At 71.1% G+C, this 19,325-nt stretch carries 16 protein-coding genes and 2 tRNA genes; 8 read left to right on the top strand and 10 right to left on the bottom strand.

Annotated features, from left to right (window positions below; genetic code table 11):
- Positions 1 to 54: 54 nt before the first annotated feature.
- Positions 55 to 873, bottom strand: coding sequence for an ATP-binding protein (locus HKK74_RS28745; RefSeq protein WP_187246501.1), 819 nt, complete (start codon positions 871 to 873; stop codon positions 55 to 57).
- Positions 874 to 1,696: 823 nt separating this feature from the next.
- Between HKK74_RS28745 and ftsH the strand changes: the two genes are divergently transcribed.
- A complete protein-coding gene (ftsH, locus tag HKK74_RS28740) occupies positions 1,697 to 3,550 on the top strand; it encodes an ATP-dependent zinc metalloprotease FtsH (RefSeq protein ID WP_246492079.1) in 1,854 nt (617 codons plus the stop codon).
- Between the two features lie 28 nt (positions 3,551 to 3,578).
- Here ftsH and HKK74_RS28735 read toward each other — a convergent pair whose 3' ends face one another.
- From HKK74_RS28735 to HKK74_RS28725, 3 genes are all read right to left on the bottom strand, one after another.
- Positions 3,579 to 4,388 (bottom strand): DUF72 domain-containing protein, encoded by an 810-nt coding sequence (locus HKK74_RS28735; RefSeq protein WP_187246500.1) that lies wholly within the window; start codon positions 4,386 to 4,388, stop codon positions 3,579 to 3,581.
- A gap of 113 nt (positions 4,389 to 4,501) precedes the next feature.
- Positions 4,502 to 5,269: an SDR family NAD(P)-dependent oxidoreductase gene (locus HKK74_RS28730; protein WP_187246499.1), complete on the bottom strand. Its 768-nt coding sequence runs from the start codon at positions 5,267 to 5,269 to the stop codon at positions 4,502 to 4,504.
- A gap of 90 nt (positions 5,270 to 5,359) precedes the next feature.
- The gene (locus HKK74_RS28725) at positions 5,360 to 6,031 is read right to left on the bottom strand and encodes a FadR/GntR family transcriptional regulator (RefSeq protein ID WP_187246498.1); all 672 of its coding nucleotides are present in this window, start codon (positions 6,029 to 6,031) and stop codon (positions 5,360 to 5,362) included.
- Between the two features lie 240 nt (positions 6,032 to 6,271).
- On the opposite strand from HKK74_RS28725, the gene HKK74_RS28720 reads away from it, so the two are divergent.
- From HKK74_RS28720 to HKK74_RS28705, 4 genes are all read left to right on the top strand, one after another.
- Entirely contained in the window at positions 6,272 to 7,573 is a 1,302-nt protein-coding gene (locus HKK74_RS28720; protein ID WP_187246497.1) for an ROK family transcriptional regulator, read from the top strand.
- 24 nt (positions 7,574 to 7,597) lie between these two features.
- Complete coding sequence (locus HKK74_RS28715) at positions 7,598 to 8,635, top strand: N-acetylglucosamine kinase (protein WP_312881875.1); 1,038 nt, start codon at positions 7,598 to 7,600, stop codon at positions 8,633 to 8,635.
- 90 nt (positions 8,636 to 8,725) lie between these two features.
- On the top strand, positions 8,726 to 9,772 hold the full coding sequence (locus HKK74_RS28710) for an NAD-dependent epimerase/dehydratase family protein (RefSeq protein WP_187246496.1): 1,047 nt from the start codon (positions 8,726 to 8,728) through the stop codon (positions 9,770 to 9,772).
- A gap of 110 nt (positions 9,773 to 9,882) precedes the next feature.
- A complete protein-coding gene (locus HKK74_RS28705; protein ID WP_187246495.1) occupies positions 9,883 to 10,275 on the top strand; it encodes a luciferase domain-containing protein in 393 nt (130 codons plus the stop codon).
- A gap of 47 nt (positions 10,276 to 10,322) precedes the next feature.
- Here HKK74_RS28705 and HKK74_RS28700 read toward each other — a convergent pair.
- The 3 genes from HKK74_RS28700 to HKK74_RS28690 all read right to left on the bottom strand — a co-directional run bounded on the left by HKK74_RS28700 (position 10,323) and on the right by HKK74_RS28690 (position 13,826).
- Positions 10,323 to 10,399, bottom strand: a tRNA-Met gene (locus HKK74_RS28700).
- Positions 10,400 to 10,683: 284 nt separating this feature from the next.
- Positions 10,684 to 10,760, bottom strand: a tRNA-Met gene (locus tag HKK74_RS28695).
- Between the two features lie 156 nt (positions 10,761 to 10,916).
- Positions 10,917 to 13,826 (bottom strand): UPF0182 family membrane protein, encoded by a 2,910-nt coding sequence (locus tag HKK74_RS28690; RefSeq protein ID WP_187246494.1) that lies wholly within the window; start codon positions 13,824 to 13,826, stop codon positions 10,917 to 10,919.
- A 145-nt stretch (positions 13,827 to 13,971) separates the two neighbouring features.
- On the opposite strand from HKK74_RS28690, the gene HKK74_RS28685 reads away from it, so the two are divergent.
- Complete coding sequence (locus HKK74_RS28685; protein WP_187246493.1) at positions 13,972 to 14,514, top strand: PPA1309 family protein; 543 nt, start codon at positions 13,972 to 13,974, stop codon at positions 14,512 to 14,514.
- Positions 14,515 to 14,649: 135 nt separating this feature from the next.
- Here HKK74_RS28685 and HKK74_RS28680 read toward each other — a convergent pair whose 3' ends face one another.
- From HKK74_RS28680 to HKK74_RS28670, 3 genes are read right to left on the bottom strand one after another with little or no spacing between them, the layout of a single operon-like run.
- A complete protein-coding gene (locus HKK74_RS28680) occupies positions 14,650 to 15,705 on the bottom strand; it encodes a YlbL family protein (RefSeq protein WP_187246492.1) in 1,056 nt (351 codons plus the stop codon).
- 21 nt (positions 15,706 to 15,726) lie between these two features.
- Positions 15,727 to 16,149: a molybdenum cofactor biosynthesis protein MoaE gene (locus HKK74_RS28675; protein WP_187246491.1), complete on the bottom strand. Its 423-nt coding sequence runs from the start codon at positions 16,147 to 16,149 to the stop codon at positions 15,727 to 15,729.
- Between the two features lie 24 nt (positions 16,150 to 16,173).
- Complete coding sequence (locus tag HKK74_RS28670; RefSeq protein ID WP_187246490.1) at positions 16,174 to 17,262, bottom strand: NAD-dependent epimerase/dehydratase family protein; 1,089 nt, start codon at positions 17,260 to 17,262, stop codon at positions 16,174 to 16,176.
- 87 nt (positions 17,263 to 17,349) lie between these two features.
- Here HKK74_RS28670 and HKK74_RS28665 point away from each other — a divergent pair, with 87 nt between their 5' ends.
- The gene (locus tag HKK74_RS28665; protein WP_187246489.1) at positions 17,350 to 18,729 is read left to right on the top strand and encodes a zinc-dependent metalloprotease; all 1,380 of its coding nucleotides are present in this window, start codon (positions 17,350 to 17,352) and stop codon (positions 18,727 to 18,729) included.
- Positions 18,726 to 19,325, top strand: coding sequence for an NUDIX hydrolase (locus tag HKK74_RS28660; protein ID WP_312881874.1), 600 nt, complete (start codon positions 18,726 to 18,728; stop codon positions 19,323 to 19,325). The genes HKK74_RS28665 and HKK74_RS28660 overlap by 4 nt, the downstream gene beginning before the upstream one ends.

The raw sequence follows: 19,325 nt of genomic DNA, 5'->3' as shown, positions 1-19,325 counted from the left end.
AGACCCGCCGCCGCCTCGGTCGACGCTCTCTTCGCCGGGCCACCACGTCCCTGGTCAGCTGGCAACGCCCTTCCCCGTCACGGCGTCGAGGTCGGCGCAGTGACCGACGATCCGCTCGGCCGCTTCGACGACGTCGCACAGCCCGAGACCCGCGCGGCCGTTGCCGGGCACGCGGTAGGAGATCCCGTCGTCCCGGACCCACACGTGCACGCCGGCCCGTACACAGATCACGGCCATGCCATGGCCGTCGGTTCGCTGCACCCGGGCCATCCCCCGGATCTCGAACATGCGCTGCAACCGTTCGGCCACTTCACGCGCTGAGCCATGGCTCGGCGTCATCGCGGCCAGGCAGGTGGACGGCAGCGGCACGGTGACGAACACCGCCTTGCCCACCACGGGGCGGGCACCGAGTCGCGACCAGGTCCGGTGCATCCCCCACTGACCGCCATGTACGGCCGTCAACGCGTGTGCCACCTCCAGTCCCCGTCCGCTCTCCGCGGTGGGCGGCGGCCGGGAGAGCCCATCCGTGAACGGCCCGCGCCACGGTCCGGAGTCGAAGATCTTCAGGACGACTTCGGGCCGCGCGCCCCAGCGCACGTACACCCACATCTCCGGGGATCCCGCCGGCGCCCCCGCGGACCGCCCACCGCCGTACGCGTGCACGTAGGCGTTCGTGGCCAGCTCCGAGATGACGAGCGTGGTGTCGTACGTGAGCTCCGCCGGCATGCCCAGCACGCCGAACACCGTGCGCACCAGCGATCGCGCGATTCCCGCTCCCGTAGCGTCGAGCGGTAACGGCCACGCGGGGAAACCGCCGACGCGGACGTCCCACGGGTCCCCGCTGATCACCGGAGTCGCCGTCACCACGATCACCCCATCACCGTGCGTCTATGACCTTGTCTTCAGGCTTTCCCAGATTTCGCACGTATGGTCATCACAATTTGACGCTCTGTGAAAATACTCGCCTGCCGGATCAGGCATAGGTCACGTTGCATCAACGGAGCGTGACCATCCCGAGGTCCGAATCAGTAGGTGAATCCGCCGAAACCGTCTCGATCTGCCCGATTCGGCTAGGGCAGGCGCCGAGGCCGAAGTCCTCGGGCCCGAGCACCTGGCGGACCTCGAACTTGCGGTGATGCGGTTTTGGGCTGTTGGTCCCGTTTGCCGGGGACCTTCGACCCTGATGGTGATCACACTGCCGAACGAGCATCTGAACTAGGCCTGCGAGACGAGCGGGGGAGCTCCGAGCGGACAACCTCCAATGGAGCCGACTCCGACGAAGGAGTCCGACGGAAGGGCTGAGAGGCCGGAAGACCGAAAGGTCCTACGGCGACCCCTATCACCTGATCCGGACAATGCCGGCGAAGGGAAACCGCCTCGCGGGTCTTTTCATGGCCGGCGCGAGGCGTCCAGTCGCCCAGGCCGCGAGCGCGCGCACTCGCGGCGCCTGTGCCGGCGAGGACCTAGGGCCCGCCCATGGCAGGCGAGACCGGCCGAACCGCCGGCACGGGCCCACCGGGGGACGGCATATGAGCGCATCACATCTCGTAACGACGTGGTCCGGGCGGCGATGATCAGCCGGGTACGGCTCCCGCCTCGGCACGCGATGGGGCCGACCAGGCCGGGGCCTCCACAGGAGCAGCCACCTCCTTCGCCGGAGCGTCCGACTCCGCCATGGCAGCGCTGGTTGCTGCCCATGGCACTCGTCACGACGTTCTTCCTGCTGATCGGGCCGGCCCTGTTCTCCGCCCCCGCGCAGCAGAGGTCCACCTACAGCGACCTGGTGGCCAAGGTGAACGCCGGTCAGGTGCGGTCGGTGACGATCGACGAGAAGGGCAGCGTGCGCGGGACGCTGACCGACGGCAGGAGGTTCACCAGTCAGATCCCGACCGCGCTCGGGAACACCCAGCTCGCGCAGCGGCTGGAGGCCCGGCACGTCCAGGTCGCCGCGACCCAGAGTGCGGGCTCATGGACCACGGTGCTCGCCACGCTGCTCCCGTTGATCTTCATCTTCGGGCTGTTCATGTGGGCCGGCCGGCATGCACAGCAGTCGTTGGCGGGCGGCATCGGCGGGTTCGGCCGATCCAAAGCCAAGATCATCGAAGCGGAGCGGCCGACCACCCGGTTCACCGACGTCGCGGGCTACGACGGCGTCAAGCAGGAGGTCACCGAGATGGTGGACTTCCTGCGCGATCCCGAGCGCTACGCGGCGGCGGGGGCCAAGCCACCCCGAGGCGTGATCATGGTCGGGCCGCCCGGCACCGGCAAGACGCTGATGGCCCGCGCCGTCGCGGGCGAGGCCGAGGTGGCGTTCCTGTCCGTCACCGGCTCGGCCTTCGTCGAGATGTTCGTCGGCGTGGGCGCCTCCAGGGTCCGCGACATGTTCGACGACGCGCGCAAACGGGCCCCGTCGATCATCTTCATCGACGAGATCGACGCCATCGGCGGCAAGCGCGGTGGCGTCGGGCTGGGCGGGCACGAGGAGCGGGAGCAGACCCTCAACCAGCTGCTCGCCGAGATGGACGGCTTCGACCAGGGCAGTGGCATCGTGATCCTCGCCGCCACCAACCGGCCCGAATCCCTGGACGCCGCGTTGCTGCGCCCGGGCCGGTTCGACCGCCAGGTGACCGTACCGCTGCCGAATCAGGCCGAACGGGCCGCGATCATGGCTGCGCACGCCAAGGGCAAGCACGTGGCGCGGGACGTGGATCTGGACGTGCTCGCCCGTGGCACGCCGGGCTTCTCCGGCGCCGACCTGGCCAACCTCGTGAACGAGGCGGCCATCAACGCGGTGCGCGCCGACCGGATCGTCATCAACGCCCGCGACCTCGACCAGGCCCGCGACCGGGTGCTGCTGGGCCGCCGGGAGGCCTCCAACGCACTGCTGCCCGACGAACGGAACGCGGTGGCCGTGCACGAGTCCGGGCACGCGCTGCTCGCCGCGCTCTGCGAACACGCCGATCCGGTCGCCAAGGTGACGATCCTGCCGGCGGGCGTGGCGCTCGGCGTGACCGAGCAGCTTCCCGAGGCGGAACGGCACCTCTACAGCGAGGCCTACCTGCTCGACCTGCTGACCGTACGGCTCGGCGGCCGGGCGGCCGAGCTGGTGGTGTTCGGCCAGGGGTCCACCGGGGCGGCCAACGACCTCGCAGGGGCGACGCACATCGCCGGTCGCATGGTGCGCGAGTTCGGCCTGTCCACCGCGCTCGGCCCCGTGGGGTACGGCTCCACGACCCCGCACGACCTCGGCGAGGCGCCCCAGGACACCCCGTTGCGGCTGCCCTATTCCGAGCACACCCAGGAACTCATCGACGCCGAGGTCGCCGGCCTCCTCCGCCTCGCCGAGCACCGCGCCACCGGCCTGCTCGACGCACATCGCAACGCGCTCGACCGGCTCGCGGCGACGCTGCTCGAAGAGGAGACCGTCGACGGAGACGTCGTCGTCAAGGTACTGAGGAGCCACCCGCCCGGAGACGGTCCGGCCCGCCGGCCGTCCCCTCGGGCCGTCCCCGCCCGCCATCTCAGCGGGAGGCGTGGCTCCCCCGGTTGACCCCGCCGCGTCCGGTCGAACGCGGCGCTCAACCGCCGTCCGCAGCCGCCGGAGCGGCGGGCGCGGCGGTGCCGTCGTGCCGCAGGGTGGGCGTACGGCGGACACTGCGCCCCGCGCCGCGGGCGAGCTCGGCGAAGCGGGCGGCATCGCGCACGGCGGCGCCGCCGGCGTCGTTGTTGAAGTAGACGAACACGTCCTGGTCGTCGTCCCAGTTCGCGCAGATCCGCCGCAGCCAGCCGCGCAGGGCCTGGTCGCCATAGCTCGGCCGGGGCCGCGCTGTGCCCTCGTGGAACCGTACGTATCCCCAGTCGGTGGTCGGCCACAGCGGCGTGAGGGGGCGGCCGAGGCGGTCGGACCAGCACAGCGCGGCACCGCACCGCGTCAGCCGCGCGCGTACGTCCTCGGTCCACCATGAGGGGTGCCGCGGCTCGACGGCCACCCGGATTCCCGTGGGGAAGCAGCGCAGGCACGCGGTGAGCCGGTCCGGCTCGGCCTGCAGTGTGGGCGGAAGCTGCACGAGGATCGGCCCGAGCTTGGCGCCGAGGCCGGTCGCCGCGCGCAGCAGGCGTCCGACCGGCTCCTCGGGCTCCTTCAGCCGCTTGACATGGGTGAGGTAGCGGCTCGCCTTCACCGCCATCACGAACGTGGACGAGGTCCGGTCGCGCCAGCTCTCGAAGATCTCGTGGGTCGGCAGCCGGTAGAAGGCGTTGTTGTTCTCGACCGTGTCGAAGCATTCGGTGTACTGCTCCAGCCAGAGCCGCTGGGGCAGACCGGCCGGGTAGAGCACGCCGCGCCAGTCGGCGTACTGCCAGCCGGAGGTGCCGACGAACATCGGCATGACGACTCCCGGAGAGGCGCGGTACGGCTGCGTTCCCGACCAGCCTGCCCGCTGCGCGCCCCCCATGACCAGGGGCGCGAGGCCCTCCGCGGCGGGGACTTAGGTCCCGGTGATCATCGATCTCTGAGCTGGTGCGTCGCCTGTTCCTGGGTCGGGTCGGTACGGAGCCGCGCGAGCAGGCCGCCGTCGAGCAGCAGCGTGCTGCCGTTGAACTGGCCGGCCGCCGATGAGCCCAGGAACAGCGCCGCGTCGGCCACCTCGTCGGGCCGGGTGGTGCGTCCGGTCGGCAGATCGGCGGCGGCCCGGACGTCCGCGACCACGCTCGCCGGCGCTATGCACACCGCGCGGATTCCGGCCCCGCCGAGCTCGACCGCGATCGATCTGGTGAGCGCCTCGATACCGGCCTTGGCGACGTCGTAGGCGCTCTGGTTCTCGTGCGCGCGGAAGGCGCCGGGCGAGGACAGGCTGATGATGACGCCGCCCCGGCCGCCGTCGCGCCAGTGCCGTGCCGCCCGTACGGACAGCAGGTAGACCGAGCGGAGGTTGGCCGAGATGACCTCGTCCCACTGGCCCGCTCCGATGTCGATCAGTGGCGTGCGGTGCCCGGTGATGGCGGCGTTGTTCACGAGGACGTGCAACCCGCCCGCGCGCTCGGCCTGGGCGAACACTTCGTCGGCGAAGTCCTCCCGGGCCAGGTCACCGGCCAACGTGATGATCCGTGGCCGCCCCCTGAAGACCCGCAGTCCGTCGGCGTCGCGGTCGACCGCCAGCACGTCGGCCCCGGCCTCGGCGAAGCCGCTGACGAGAGCGCGCCCGATCATGCCCGCCGCACCCGTCACCAGGACCCGCTCGCCCGAGTAGTCGAACCGTACGGTGCTCACTGCGTGCTCATTTCCGCGTGATCTCCTTCGGCTGATCCGTGCCTGCGCGACGAAGCCGGGCCCGGCTGCGGGCCGCGTCGCTCCCTGACGTCAGAGGGCCTTCCTGAGCCACTGCTCGACACCGGCCACGTGCACCTCGGCCCAGGCCCTGGCCACGTCGGGCTGCCCATCGGCGATCGCGTCGAGGATCGCGTGGTGCTCGGAGTGCGTCCGCTCCCAGGCGCCCTCCTGCGTCAGCCCGCGCCAGATCCGGCCGCGCATGGTCGGGCCGGCCAGGCTTTCGAGCAACGAGCACAGCACGGAGTTGCCCGACGCGACGGCGATCCGGCGGTGGAACTCCAGATCGTTGGCGACGAGTTCCTCGTACGTGGAATCGGCCGAGACGAGCGACAGGTGGCCGCGCAGCGCCGCCACCTCGTCCTCGCCGATCCGGGTCGCCGCGAGCGCCGCCGCCCGGGGCTCGAGGAACCGTCGCACCTCGAAGAACTCGAGCACGGTGGCGTCGTGGTGCACGTCGACGACGAAGCTCAGCGCGTCGAGCAGCAGGCTCGGCTCCAGGCTCGTCACATACGTGCCGTCGCCCTGCCGTACGTCGAGCACCCGGATCAGCGACAGAGCCTTGACCGCCTCGCGCAGGGAGTTGCGGGACAGGCCGAGCTGTGCCGCCAGGTCGGCCTCCCGGGGCAGCCGCTGCCCCGGGCGCAGGCTGCCGGAGACGATCATCTCTTTGATCTTTTCGATCGCCTCGTCGGTGACCGCCATCGCCTCGCGCCTCCCGAAGGTCGGATGTCTTTCTGACTGAAGTATGCCGAGCCGCGCCGTGACGTGTGATTGCGCCCTCATCCCACTTGACGCGAGAGCACCGGCGATGGTCCCATTTCTTTAGTTAGGGAACTTTCCTAATGGTGCTCCCGACGGGTGGCCGGCCCGGCAGGTGAGATCAGCACGGATGGCGACCAGTGGACGCCCTGATCCCGGCGACGGACGGAGAGGGAGACCGAGTTGGCCCCGCCCACCCCGGGCACACCGAGCCTCCTGCGCGCCATCAACGACCGCGCCGCGCTCGAGATGCTGCTCGCGCACGGCGCGCTGACCCGCCCGCGGCTCGGCGAGTTGACCGGGTTGTCCAAACCGACCGCCTCGCAGCTGCTCGCCCGGCTCGAGCAGGCCGGCCTGGTCGTACAGGACGGGATCAAGGGGGGGTCCACCGGGCGCACCGCGGAGATGTACCGGATCGATCCGTCCGCCGCCCATGTCGCCGGCCTCGACGTCACCCCCGTACGGATCAGGGTCGCCGTGGCCGACCTCCTCGGCACGGTCGTGGGCGAGCACACGCTGCGCACCCCGGGCCGGTCCGGCGAGGACGTCGTCGGCCGCGTCCGGGCCGCGGTCGACAGCGCTGCCCGGGCGGGAGGCCTGGAGCTCGACCGGCTGAACCGGGTCGTCATCGGGATCCAGGGCGCCGTCGACCCGTCGACCGGGCGGCTCGGTTACGCCGCCCACATCCCCGGCTGGCATGTCCCCGACGTCACCGGCCGGATGGCCGAGGGGCTCGGCCTGCGGGTGGCCATCGAGAACGACGTCAATCTCGCCGCGCTGGCCGAGCTCGACCACGGGCAGGCGGCCGGGATCCGCGACTTCGTGCTGCTGTGGGTGGGCAACGGGATCGGGATGGCGGCGGTCCTCGGCGGGCGGCTGCACCGTGGCGCCACCGGCGGAGCGGGTGAGATCGGTTACATGCCGCTGGCCGGAGCTCCGCTCGTGCGCGGCGTTCGCCGCGCCCACACCGGCGGGATGCAACTGGCGGCCGGGGCTCCGGCGGTCCTGAAGCTGATGCGGGGGCACGGCTTCAGGGGGACCGACGCCGTCAAGACCGTCGAGCGGGCCGCCGCGTCCATCGAGCGCGCGTCCATCGAGCGCGCGGCCGGGGGCGCGCTCGACGGCGGTGTGCCCGACGGCCGTACGCTCGACGGTGGTGCGCTCGCCGCCGGCCTGCCGGAGAAGGCGGCGGACGAGGCCGCGCGAGCCGCCGCCGCGCTCGCCGAGCTGGCCGCCCGGCTCGGTATCGCGCTCGCGAACGTGACCGCGGTGCTCGATCCCGAACTGATCATCCTTTCCGGCGGTGTGCTGCACGCCGGTGGTGAGCCGTTGCGGGCTCTGATCGAACGCGAGCTGCACGCGCTGACCATCCCGAGGCCCCGTCTGCGGCTGAGCTCGGTCGAAGGCAATCCGGTCCTCGCCGGCGCGCTGCACCTCGCGCTGGCCCAGGCCCGCGACGAGGTCTTCTCGAGCACTTTTCGCTGAGCCGCCGTCCGAAGGAGAACCGGAGTGCCTGTGATCACCCCTCTGCTCGTCGCCATCGATGGAGGGAACAGCAAGACCGACGTCGTGGTAGTGGCCCGGGACGGCGGGGTCCTCGCCGGCTTCCGCGGCGGCGGATTCCGGCCTCATGAGGTCGGACAGCAGGCGGCGGTCGACGTGATCGCCTCGGCCGTCGCCGCCGCGCTCGACCAGGCGGGCGCCGTGCCGGGCGTCCCCGTGGACCATGTGGCCGCCTACCTCGCCAACGCCGACCTGCCCGAGGAGGAGGAGAGCCTGACCAGGGCCCTGAGGGAACGCGGATGGTCCCGTACGGTCCGGGTCGGCAACGACACGTTCGCCCTCCTGCGGGCCGGCGCCTCGAAGGGCTGGGGCGTCGCGGTCGTCTGCGGCGCCGGGATCAACTGCCTCGGCGTGGGGCCTGACGGACGGGTCTCCCGCTTCCCCGCGCTCGGCCCGCACACCGGTGACTGGGGCGGCGGGATGCAGATCGGCGATCTGGCCCTGTGGAACGCCGTCCGCGGCGAGGACGGCCGGGGCCCGCGCACCTCGCTCACCGCGGCGGTCGCCGGTCACTTCGGCGTGGGCACCGCCGTCGACGTCGGGCTCGCCCTGCACAGCGGCGAGCTGGCCTCCGGGCGGCTGATGGAGCTCACGCCCGTACTGCTGGACGTGGCCGCCGAGGGCGATGCCGTCGCCCTGTCGGTCGTCGACCGGCTGGCCGACGAGGTGACCGCCCTCGGCACGGTCACGCTACGCCGTCTCGGCCTGCTGGAGAGCCCGGCCGAGGTGGTGCTCGGCGGCGGTGTGCTCACCGCACGGCATCCGCTGCTGATGCGAGGGATCGAGCGGCGCTACGCCGAGCGGGCCCCGCGCGCCGACCTGGTCGTCGCCGAGGCCCCGCCGATCCTCGGCGCGGCACTGCTGGGCCTGGACGAGGTCGGTGCCGGACCGGAGACCCACGCCGCACTGCGCGCCGCCCTCACCGAGCACGGCTCCCCGGGTGAGGGCACGCCCGGAGGGGCCACGCCCGCCATGACCGGCTGAGCGCCACCCGCCCCTCGCCCGCCCCGGAGCAGGGACGAACGAGAACATATGGGGCGTTTACCGAGGTAGAGCAGCGGGCAGCCCCGCGACATGCGGGTGGTCATCGTCGGAGCGAGCGGCAATATCGGCACGAGCCTCGTCGAGGCGCTGTCCCGGGACGGGCAGATCACCTCGGTGCTCGGCCTTGCCCGCCGCAGACCGGACTGGCACCCCGGCAAGACCGAGTGGGCCGAGGCCGACATCGCCACCGACGACCTCGGTCCGCACTTCCGGAACGCCGACGCGGTCGTCCATCTGGCCTGGCGGTTCCAGCCGACGCACGACCCGATCCGCACCTGGCACTCCAACGTGCTCGGCGGCATCCGGGTGTTCCAGGCCGTGGCCGACGCCGGGGTGCCCACTCTCGTGTACTCCTCGTCCGTGGGCGCCTATTCACCCGGGCCGAAGGACCGCAGGGTCGACGAGACCTGGCCCACCCACGGCTGGCCGGCCGCCGCGTACTCTCGCGAGAAGGCCTATCTGGAACGGGTGCTCGACACGTTCGAGCGCGAGCACGCCGACCGCAGGGTGGTACGGCTGAGACCCGGATTCGTCTTCAAGGGGCAGGCCGCCTCCGAGCAACGGCGGCTGTTCGCCGGCCCGCTGCTGCCGAACCCGCTCGTACGGCCCGGTCTGGTCCCGATCCTGCCGGCGCCGCCGGTGGAGTTCCAGGCGCTGCACTCGCTCGACGCCGCCGAGGCGTTCCGCCTGGCCCTCATGAAGGACGTCAGCGGGCCCTTCAACATCGCGGCCGAGCCGGTCCTGGACGTCCCCGCCCTGGCCGGGCTCCTCGGCGCCAGGGCCGTCCGCGTGCCCACGTGGCCGGTGCGCGGCCTCCTCGCGGCCGCCTGGCACCTGCGGCTCGTGCCGGCCTCGCCGGACCTGCTCGACCTGGTGTCGCGGCTGCCCCTCATGGACACCACCCGCGCACGCAGGGAACTGGGCTGGTCGCCCCGACACAGCGCGCTCGACGCCGTGAGCGAGTTCCTGGACGGCCTCCGCGCGGGCGCGGGGATGGACACGCCTCCGCTCGCCCCCGACACCGGCCGGCCCCAGCGGATCCGGGAACTCGTGAGCCGCGCCGGGCACCGCCCCTGAAATGCCCCCGGATTCCCGCCGAATCACCCCCGAAGTTGGACAACGGATGATTGATAACAATTTGGAACGCCGGGTATCGATCAAGTGACCTGCTCCTGAACGATGGCGACATGGGCACTCCCCTCCCTGCCGGCATCTCCTTCGCCGAGCGTGTCGTGGACGAGTTGCGCCGCTGGCCTGCTCTGAGCGTGTGCCGCGTCGACTGCGGCGAGGGCAGCGGGCTGGCGCTGAGCAACCGGCAGATCCTGCATCTGCACACCTCTGACGAGGCCGAACTCTGCCTGACCTGGCCCGTGATCCAGCGCATGCACGAGGTGCTGCTGAACAGCGGACGGGTGCTGCTGGATCCGAGCGAGGACTGGGTGCGTGTCCGCCTGGACGGCGACAGCGATGTCGAGCTGCTCACCTCACTGGTCAGCGTGGCGATTCACGCCAACTCCAGCGCCTTCCCGCAGCACAGTCGTCCGGTCACCCCCTGCCCGAAGGGCCTCGCCTCGGTCTGAAGCCGCCGAAGGCCGGCACCAGGATCTGGTACCGGCCTTCGGTCACTTGGTAGCGGGGGCAGGATTTGAACCTGCGACCTCTGGGTTATGAGCCCAGCGAGCTACCGAACTGCTCCACCCCGCGGCGACATAGATGACTGTATGGGGCTGCCGGGGCTTGCGCAAATCGAATCTCAACGCCGGTTCGACCGCCGGCCGAATCTCCGGATGCCTTCGCCGGCCGCCCGCGGGACTCCCGCACCGTCAACGCGGCCTCTTCTATTTCCGTCGGTTCGCGAAGTTCCGCGCCCGGGTTCGTCCTCTGTCCGATGAATTACGGCACGCATATTCCGGGCGCGAACGGTCGCCGGGTGTGAACCGCCGAAAGGCCGGTTCCCATTATCCGGGAACCGGCCTTTCGATCTCTTCTGGTAGCGGGGGCAGGATTTGAACCTGCGACCTCTGGGTTATGAGCCCAGCGAGCTACCGAACTGCTCCACCCCGCGGCGATGTCCCAACTCTATGGGCACCCTGGACCTTAGGCAAATCGCCGGCCGCCGCGCCCCCACGCGCCTCTCCGCCGCGCGTTTCCCGAATGCCGACGCAACGCGCCCCCCGGCGAATGATCCGCCGGGGGGCGCGTGCACGCTGACCGGGCCGGCTCAGCCGGCCGGCGTCGCCGAGGGACTGGCCGACGGACTCGGCGAGGCCGACGCCGCAGGCCGCGCGGCGGCGGCCTGTGCCCTCGCCAGCCGGTCCAGGGCCTCCTTGAGCCGCTGCTGCGCCTGCCCGTACGCCGTCCAGTCGCTCTTCTTCATCGCCTCCTGGCCGTCGGTGAAGGCCTTCTGCGCGTCGGAGATGGCGCGCTGGACCTCGGGGCTGGCCTGCTGGCCCGTGGCGGGCGATCCGGACTCGGGCGGAGGCGGAGCCACCGAACCGGTGCCGCCCTTGAAGATCTGGTTCAACGCCTCCTGCAGCGTCGCACCGGTCCCCACGTCTCCGCCGTACATCACCAGGACCTGCCTGAGGATGGGGTACGGCTCCTGTTCCGTGCCGCCGGCCGCCTGGGCATAGACCGGCTCGACGTAGAGCAGCCCGCCGCCGAAGGGCAGCGTGAGCAGGTTGCCGAGCACCGTCTGGGTGCCGCCGAGCCGCAACCGGTTCAGTACCTCCTTGACGTTGGCGTCCGCCTCGAAGGTGTTCTGCACCTGCCCCGGCCCCTGGATGGGCGAGTTGCGCGGCAGTTCCAGCACCCGCATCTGCCCGTACGTCGACCCTGGCGTGGCGTCGACCGACATGAACGCGGCCAGGTTGGGGCGTCCGCGCGGGCTGTAGGCCGTGGTCAGGGAGAACTTGGGCGACTGATCACCGGGCATCCGGAGGCTCAGGTAGTACGGCGGAGTGGTCTTGCCCCTGCTGGTCGGGTCCTGCGGGACCTCCCAGAAGTCCTGGCCGCTGTAGAAGGCACCCGGCTGCTGCACGTGGTAGCGGGCCAGGATGCGGCGCTGCACCTTGAACAGGTCCTCGGGGTAGCGCAGGTGTGCCATCAGCTGCTGGCTGATCTCGCTCTTGGGCTGCACGACCCCCTTGAACGCCTTCATCCAGGTGCGCAGCACGGGGTCCTTGTCGTCCCACGCGTACAGCCGGACCGTGCCGTCATAGGCGTCCACGGTGGCCTTGACCGAGTTGCGCATGTAGTTCACCCGGTCGTTGGCCTGCCGGGCGACGGCCGAGCGGGTGTCGGTGACCGTGTCGCGCGTGGCGTCCCCGAGGCTCATCTTCTCGGAGTACGGGTAGCCGGCCGAGGTCGTGTAGCCGTCCAGGATCCACAGGACCCGGCCGCCCACGACGGCGGGATAGGGATCGCCGTCGAGCGTCAGCCAGGGCGCGACGCGCTGCACCCGCTCGCGCGGCGTCCGGTCGTAGAGGATCTTCGATTCCGAGTTGATCGCCCCGGACAGCAGCAGGTTCTTCTCCTGGAACTTCACCGAATAGAGCAGCCGGTTGAAGAACGAGCCGATCGGCACGCCACCGTTGCCCTTGTAGGTGTTGTTCTGCTGGCCCGCCGGGCTCTCGTCCGGATAGTCCAGTTCCCGGGGCGCCGCCCCGGCGGGCGCGCCGACGACGGAGTAGACGGGCGATCGCTCACCGAAGTAGATCCGCGGCTCGAAGTTGCCGAGCGAACCGGTCGGCGGGACGTCCTTCTCGACGAAGTCCGGCTCGCCCCTCTCGGTGATCTTGTTGCCGGACGCGCCGACGAATCCGTACCCGTGGGTGTAGACGAGGTGGTCGTTGACCCAGCCGCGACGGCCCTCGGGCGCTCCCTCGATCTCGCGCACGGCCACGACGGTGTCCCGGCTGGCGCCCTCGAGCTGGTAGCGGTCGATGTCGAGCACGTCGGGGAACCGGTAGAAGTTCCGCACCTGCTGGAGCTGCTGGAACGTCGGCCCGACCACCAGCGGGTCGAGCAGCCGCACGCCCGAGACCGTGTCCGCCTCGCTGCGCAGCTGGTCCTCCGACGGTTTGGTCTGGGCGCCGTACGGCGTCACCTGCGCCTTGTCGACGCCGTACGCCGTACGCGTCGCGGCGATGTTGCGCGCGATGGACGGCGACTCCTTGTCGAGCTCGTTGGGGCGTACCTGGAACTGCTGGATCAGCAGCGGGTAGACGCCGCCGACCAGCACGGCGGAGAGGACGAGCAGGCCGAAGCCGACGCCGGGCAGCATCATGCCGCGCCGCACGATGTTGACGAAGAACATCACCGCGCAGATGAAGGCGATCACCGCGAGGATCGTCTTGGCCGGCAGCACCGCGTTGACGTCGGTGTACGACGGTCCGGTGACCACCCCGCGATCCGACAGCGCCAGGCCGTACCGGTCCAGCCAGTAGGCGACCGCCTTCAGGAGCACGAACACGCCGACCAGGACCGACAGGTGCGCCCGCGCCGGCGGGCTGGCCTTGTCGCCGGGCCCCTGCAGGCGCAGCCCCCCGTACAGGTAATGCACGATCACGGCGACGACGATCGACAGGATCACCGTTGCGAAAATGTAACCGAGCAGCAGCCGCAGGAACGGGTAGGTGAAGACGAAGTACGAGACGTCCTTGTGGAACTGCGGATCCTTCGTGCCGAAGGACGTGCGGTTCCAGAAGGCGAGCCAGATGTGCCACTGCCCGGCCGCCGAGGTGCCGGTGAGCAGCCCGAGCGCGCCGACGACCGCGATGGCGATCAGCCGGCGATGCGGGTCCACGGCCGTCCGGTAGCGCTCCAGGCCCTGCTGCTCGACCGACAGGGGGCGGTAGGCCGGGCGCAGACGGTAGGCGATCAGCATGTTGGCGCCGACCACCAGGCCCATGAGCACGCCGGCACTGACGAACAGCAGCACACGGGTCCACAGCTCGGTGGAGTACACCGAGGAGAAGCCGATGGAGCGGTACCACAGCAGGTCGGTCCAGATCGAGGTGAAGACCAGGAACAGCACGACGACCACCGCGAGGATCGCTGCCACGGGCAGCAGCAGTCGCGATCGGCCGGTACCGATCCCACTCCTGAGACCGGGTGTCCGGAAGGTCAAGGCTCTGCTCCGTTCATGGTGGCGCTCGCTCCCACGGCGTCGCGCACTGTTGGGCACGACCAAAGCGAGATGCTTCTAGTGCAACTTACCGAGGATGCGGGGGGTTCCCGCTCTACCCCATGCCGATTGAGGGAAAGATGGCGACGTGACCCACTTGGAAGAAGTTGTACTGGATCTTGAGCGGCACTCGGCCGAGGTCGGATGGGACGCTCCACCGCGCCTTTACGCACTCGTGGAAACCGCTGAACTGCGGGCCGGGGAGCCCGAACTGGCGAACCAGCTGGATCTGCCCGCCGACGTCGACACTATCGCCGCGCTGGAGCAACCCCCGCTGCCCGACGACAAGGCGATCGAGGACGTGCTGGCCGCGATCGCGTGGCCGGACGGGGTCACAGGCTGCGCCCTCGTGGTGGAGCGCATCGTGCTGCCGCCGGACGCCGAGGACGATCTGCCCGAGACCGACGCGGAGATGCTCTCCTACGCGTCCGGGCATCCGGCCCGTGACGACGTACGGGTGGTCGTCGGGGTGCTGCGGGACGGCAGCAGGCACTCGGCGCTGCGATCGCGCAAGCACGACGCCGACGACGAGGTGCTGTCCGGCCCGGATCTGGTGCCGGCCCTGGCCGACGCGCTGGCGGCCACCTTGGAGCCGGACGAGCCCGGCGACGAGACCGACCCCGCACAGTGACCTGATCCCGCACCCTCGCCGTGAGATGCGCCCTTCGACCGATGACCGGTTCCATGCGAACAACTGCATGATCACGACAGAGAACCTCTGCCGTGATCATGCAGTTGTTCGCAGGGCGGGTGTGCCGGGTGCGGGTCAGGAGGTGGGGCAGGCGGCCACGGTGCCCCGGCCGGTGCGCAGGGCATCCAGCGAGGTGACCGCGCTGTGCAGGGTGTCGGCCTTGATCAACCGCAGTCCCTTGGGCACGTCCGCGGCGGCCTCGGCGCAGTTGCCGGCGGGTGTGAGGAACGCCGTCGCACCCGCCCGACGCGCGGCGATCATCTTCTGCTGGATGCCGCCGATCGCGCCGACCTCGCCCTCCGGCGTGATCGTGCCCGTGCCGGCGATGAACCTGCCCCCGGTCAGGCTGCCCGGTGTCAGCTTGTCGAAGATCGCCAGGGAGAACATCAGCCCAGCGCTCGGTCCGCCGACCTCCCCCACGCTGATCTTCACTTTGATGGGGAACTTGAAGCTGTCCTGCAGGACGACGCCCACGACCCCCTGCGACGCGTCCGACAGGGAGGGCGCCGTGGTCAGATCGACCTTGCGCTCCGCGCCGTCCCGCTCGTAGGTGATGGACACCTTCTGCCCGGGCTTCCTCTTCTGTATCGCGGCCTTGACGGTGTCGACGTTGCCGACCTTGGCCCCGTCGATCGCGATCAGCTCGTCGTCCTTGCGCAGCCGTCCGTCGGCGGGCATGCCCTTCTCCACCGACACCACCGACACGGTGTTGCCCACCGGGATCTTGAGTTCCTTCAACGCCGCCGCGACGGCCAGCTGCTGGGAGTTCTGCATCTGCAGGGTGTTCTCCTGCTCGACCTGCTTCACCGTCTCGTTCTTCGGGAACACCGTCTCTTCGGGCACGATCGCCGTCTGGGAGTCGAGCCAGCCGCGCAGCGCGGTGAACAGGTCGAGCCGGTTGCCCGGGCCCCCCTGGTAGGCCACGGTCGTGAAGTTGAGGTGTCCCTGGTCCGGGTAGACCTGCCGCCCCTCGATCTCGACCAGCGGCTTGCCGTCCTCGCTCTTGCCGAGCGTGTTCGTCGTCGGGCCCGGTGTCAGCGCGACGTACGGCACCGGGATCAGCGCACCCACCAGGCCGAGCACCAAGACCAGGATGCTTGTTACGGCGAGTGTGGCAGCGCGACGTGACATGCACGGAAGCCTAATCCGTTCTCAGCACGCCCCGACCCATTCGGCCGTACCGTCCGCGAAGAGCTGGTTCTTCCAGATCGGCACCTGGGACTTGACGTCGTCGATCAGTCGCCGGCAGGCCTCGAACGCCTCACCGCGATGCGCGCAGGACACCGCGACCACGACGGCGAGATCACCGATCTCCAGGTCGCCGACGCGGTGCACGGCGGCGAGCCCCCTGACGGGGAAGTCGGTCGCGATCTTCTCCGCGACCGCCCGCAGTTCCCGCTCGGCGCTGGGATGGGCACTGTACGACAGCCGCGTCACCGGCCGATCATGATCATGATCGCGGACCGTCCCGACGAACAGGGCCGTGCCCCCGGCCCCGCGGTCGTCGACGGCGCGCAGCACCTCGTCGACCGACAGCGGAGTGTCCCGGATACCGATCAGGCCGATGGCGTCCACGTGGCCGGAGCCTCCCTCTTCGCGCTACTGGATCCTTCTCTTGCGGCGGGCCCGCCGTACGACCGCGGCGGCGCCGATGACCGCGACCGTCGCACCCGCGGCGGTGGCCATCGTCGCCTCCTTGCCGCCGAGCCGGCGCCCGGCGACCGCATGGCGCCCGGCGGTCTCCTCGACCAGCGCGGCGAGGGCGGAGGCGTTGTCATGGGCCGGTTTCCAGCCGGCCTCGCGCAGGGCGGCGCAGTCGACCACCCACGGGTAGACCACGTACTGCAGGTCGGTGGCCGGTGCCGGTGTCACGCCGATGCGGTGCAGGCGCTGGGCCGTGCCGAAAGTGATCACGGCGGGCAGCTCGAACCGCCGCTTGCCGGTGATCTCTTCCACCTCGTCCTGCTCCAGCCAGCCCTCGGAGCCCACCGCCACGACACCCGACACCTTGTCCAGCACGGCCAGTTCGAGCGCCGTCACCAGGTCGTCGACGTGACAGAACTGCCAACGCGGCGCGCAGCCCTTGACGGCCAGCAGCCGGGGCGACTCGAAGTGCCGGGTGACGACCGTGTCGATACCGGGGCCGACAAGGGTGGCGGGCCGCAGCACCGTGACCCGCATGCCCGGATGGGTGACCGGGGCCCGGCCCGCGAGCTCCTCGATCTCCAGGAAGTCGCCGGCGATCCCGGCGTCGGGCTCACCGCGGAGCGGGGCGTTCTCGGCCAGCGGGACAGGGTTGTCGGCGAGCGCGCCGTACACCATCGCGCTGGTGACGAGCACCACACGGCGCACCCGGGCCGCCGCCGCGGCGGTGACCACGGTCTGGGCGCCACGCACGTTGTAGGTGCGCCGCTCCCGATGGTCGAGCTCGGGCGACCACTCGACGTCGAGGTGGACCATCACGTCGACGTCGGAGAGCCGATTGGACAGCAGCGGGTCGCGAACGTCCACGACACGCCAGGTCACGTCCGGGACGTCCCCCCGCTGCGCGTCGAGTGCGATGACCTTGCGGATCTCCTGCGACTGCGCGAGCCGGGCCGCGAGCGCACGACCGGCACCCGTCGCCGCACCGGTGATCGCGACGACCGGCCCCCTGCTACGCCGAGGGCGAACCTGCCCCTTTGCCATGGCGAGCGCCCCCTTCCTCTGTGCACCTCTTCGCCTGGACCGACTAACGTGGCGTTATGACCCCATCATGCAGCCTGTGGTCAACCGATGAGTGACATACCCTTCGGCTTCGGCCGGCCGCGCGACGACGACGGCGACGACGACAAGCCCCAAGATCCCTTCGCGGGCATGGGCGGCGGGGACATGCGGCAGTTCGCCGACATGCTCCACCGGTTCGCCGACATGCTCACCCATCAGGGCGACCAGAGCGGGGGCCCGCTGAACTGGGACCTCGCCAAGAACATCGCTCGCCACACGGTCGCCGAGCAGGGCGATCCGTCCATCGTCGACGCCGAGCGCCGCCAGGTCGAGGAGGCCCTGCGACTGGCCGACCTCTGGCTCGACGAGGGCACCTCGCTGCCCGCGGGCATCCGCGCGCCGCAGGCGTGGAGCCGGTCGGAGTGGATCGAGCAGACCCTGCCCGTGTGGTCGAAACTCTGTGATCCCATCGCCGCCCGCATGGTCGACTCCCTCGGCGGCGCGCTGCCGGGCGAGATGCAGGCGGTGGCCGGACCGCTGGTCGGCATGATCCGCCAGATGGCGGGCGCGATGGTCGGAGGGCAGGCCGGCCAGGCGCTCGGGGCACTCGCGCTCGAGGTCGTCGGGTCGGCCGACGTCGGACTGCCGCTGGCGCCCGAGGGCGTCGGCGCCCTGCTGCCGGCCGGGGTCACCGCGTTCGGCTCCGGCCTGGAGGTCTCCGACGAGGAGATCCGGCTGTTCCTCGCGCTGCGCGAGGCCGCCCACCAGCGGCTGTTCGCCCACGTGCCCTGGCTGCGCGGGCATCTGCTGGGCGCGGTCGAGGAGTACGCGCGCGGCATCACCGTCGACCTCTCCCGGCTCGAGCAGGCCGTCTCCGGCCTCGACCTCAGCGACCCCGAGGCACTGCAACAGGCGCTCGGCGGCGAGCTGCAGCTCCAGCCCGAGGAGACGCCGCAGCAGAAGGCGGCCCTCACCCGGCTCGAGACCGCGCTCGCCCTGGTCGAGGGCTGGGTCGACACGGTCGTCAACGGGGTGGCCGAAGGCCGGTTGCCGGCCGCCGCCAAGCTCGCCGAGGCCGTACGCCGCCGCCGGGCGACGGGCGGGCCGGCCGAGCGCACCTTCGCCACACTCGTCGGCCTCGAGTTGCGCCCGCGGCGGCTGCGCGAGGCAGGAGTGCTGTGGCGCGGGCTGAGCGCCGAGCGAGGGATCGACGGGCGCGACGCCGTATGGCAGCACCCCGACCTCATGCCCACCTCGGGCGACCTCAACGACCCGGACGCCTTCATCAAGGGAACACAGGACGATCTCGACATCTCGGCTCTCACCGAGCCGCCGGGCGAGAGCGCCCCTCCGACCGGGAACGGGCCGTCGGGCAGCACCGGGGACACGCCCGGAGACACGCCGGGAGATGACGACGCCCGAGGCGGCAAGGACGACGGCCCCTCGTGACCCCGCACCCGCCGGGCGGACCGCTGAGGTCGCGGACCGCGGGGTCGCTGCACGCCGACGCGGTGCGGGTGCTCGGCGAATGGGCGGCGCCCGATGACGCCCAGGACCGGCTGCGCCGTGAGTTCCTCGGTCATCTCCACTCGTACGCCGACGGCATGTGGCGCGAGTGCGCGACCGGGCACCTCACGGCGAGCGCCGCCGTCCTCGACGCCTCGCGTTCGCGGGTACTGCTGACCCTGCACACCAAGGTCAAGGCATGGTTGCAGCTCGGCGGCCACTGTGAGCCCAGCGATCTCTCCCTGCGTGACGCCGCCATGCGCGAGGCCACCGAGGAGTCCGGGATCACGGGTCTGCGGATGCTGCCGAGCCCGGTGCGGCTGGACCGGCACGCGGTGCGCTGCCATCCCGGCGGCTCCCACCACCTCGACGTGCAGTACGTCGCGATCGCGCCGGCCGGAGCCCGGTACCAGGTCAGCGCCGAATCCGACGATCTGCGCTGGTTTCCGGTCGAGGCGCTGCCCGACCGCACCGACGACGCCCTGCGGCGGCTCGTCGCGAGCGCCGTCGCGCTGACCCGCGAGCGCGCGGCGGAGTGA

Source organism: Actinomadura alba (assembly GCF_014323705.1).
Lineage (GTDB): Bacteria > Actinomycetota > Actinomycetes > Streptosporangiales > Streptosporangiaceae > Actinomadura_C > Actinomadura_C alba.
The sequence above is the reverse complement of the archived record's forward strand: the minus strand, read 5'-3'. Positions and strand labels throughout refer to the sequence as shown.

Coding starts and splice junctions, on each gene's coding strand:
- HKK74_RS28725 (WP_187246498.1), bottom strand. CDS start 6,031: ATGGCGGTCACCGACGAGGCGATCGAAAAGATCAAAGAGATGATCGTC.
- ftsH (WP_246492079.1), top strand. CDS start 1,697: ATGGCACTCGTCACGACGTTCTTCCTGCTGATCGGGCCGGCCCTGTTC.
- HKK74_RS28710 (WP_187246496.1), top strand. CDS start 8,726: ATGCGGGTGGTCATCGTCGGAGCGAGCGGCAATATCGGCACGAGCCTC.
- HKK74_RS28705 (WP_187246495.1), top strand. CDS start 9,883: ATGGGCACTCCCCTCCCTGCCGGCATCTCCTTCGCCGAGCGTGTCGTG.
- HKK74_RS28665 (WP_187246489.1), top strand. CDS start 17,350: ATGAGTGACATACCCTTCGGCTTCGGCCGGCCGCGCGACGACGACGGC.
- HKK74_RS28680 (WP_187246492.1), bottom strand. CDS start 15,705: ATGTCACGTCGCGCTGCCACACTCGCCGTAACAAGCATCCTGGTCTTG.
- HKK74_RS28670 (WP_187246490.1), bottom strand. CDS start 17,262: ATGGCAAAGGGGCAGGTTCGCCCTCGGCGTAGCAGGGGGCCGGTCGTC.
- HKK74_RS28735 (WP_187246500.1), bottom strand. CDS start 4,388: ATGCCGATGTTCGTCGGCACCTCCGGCTGGCAGTACGCCGACTGGCGC.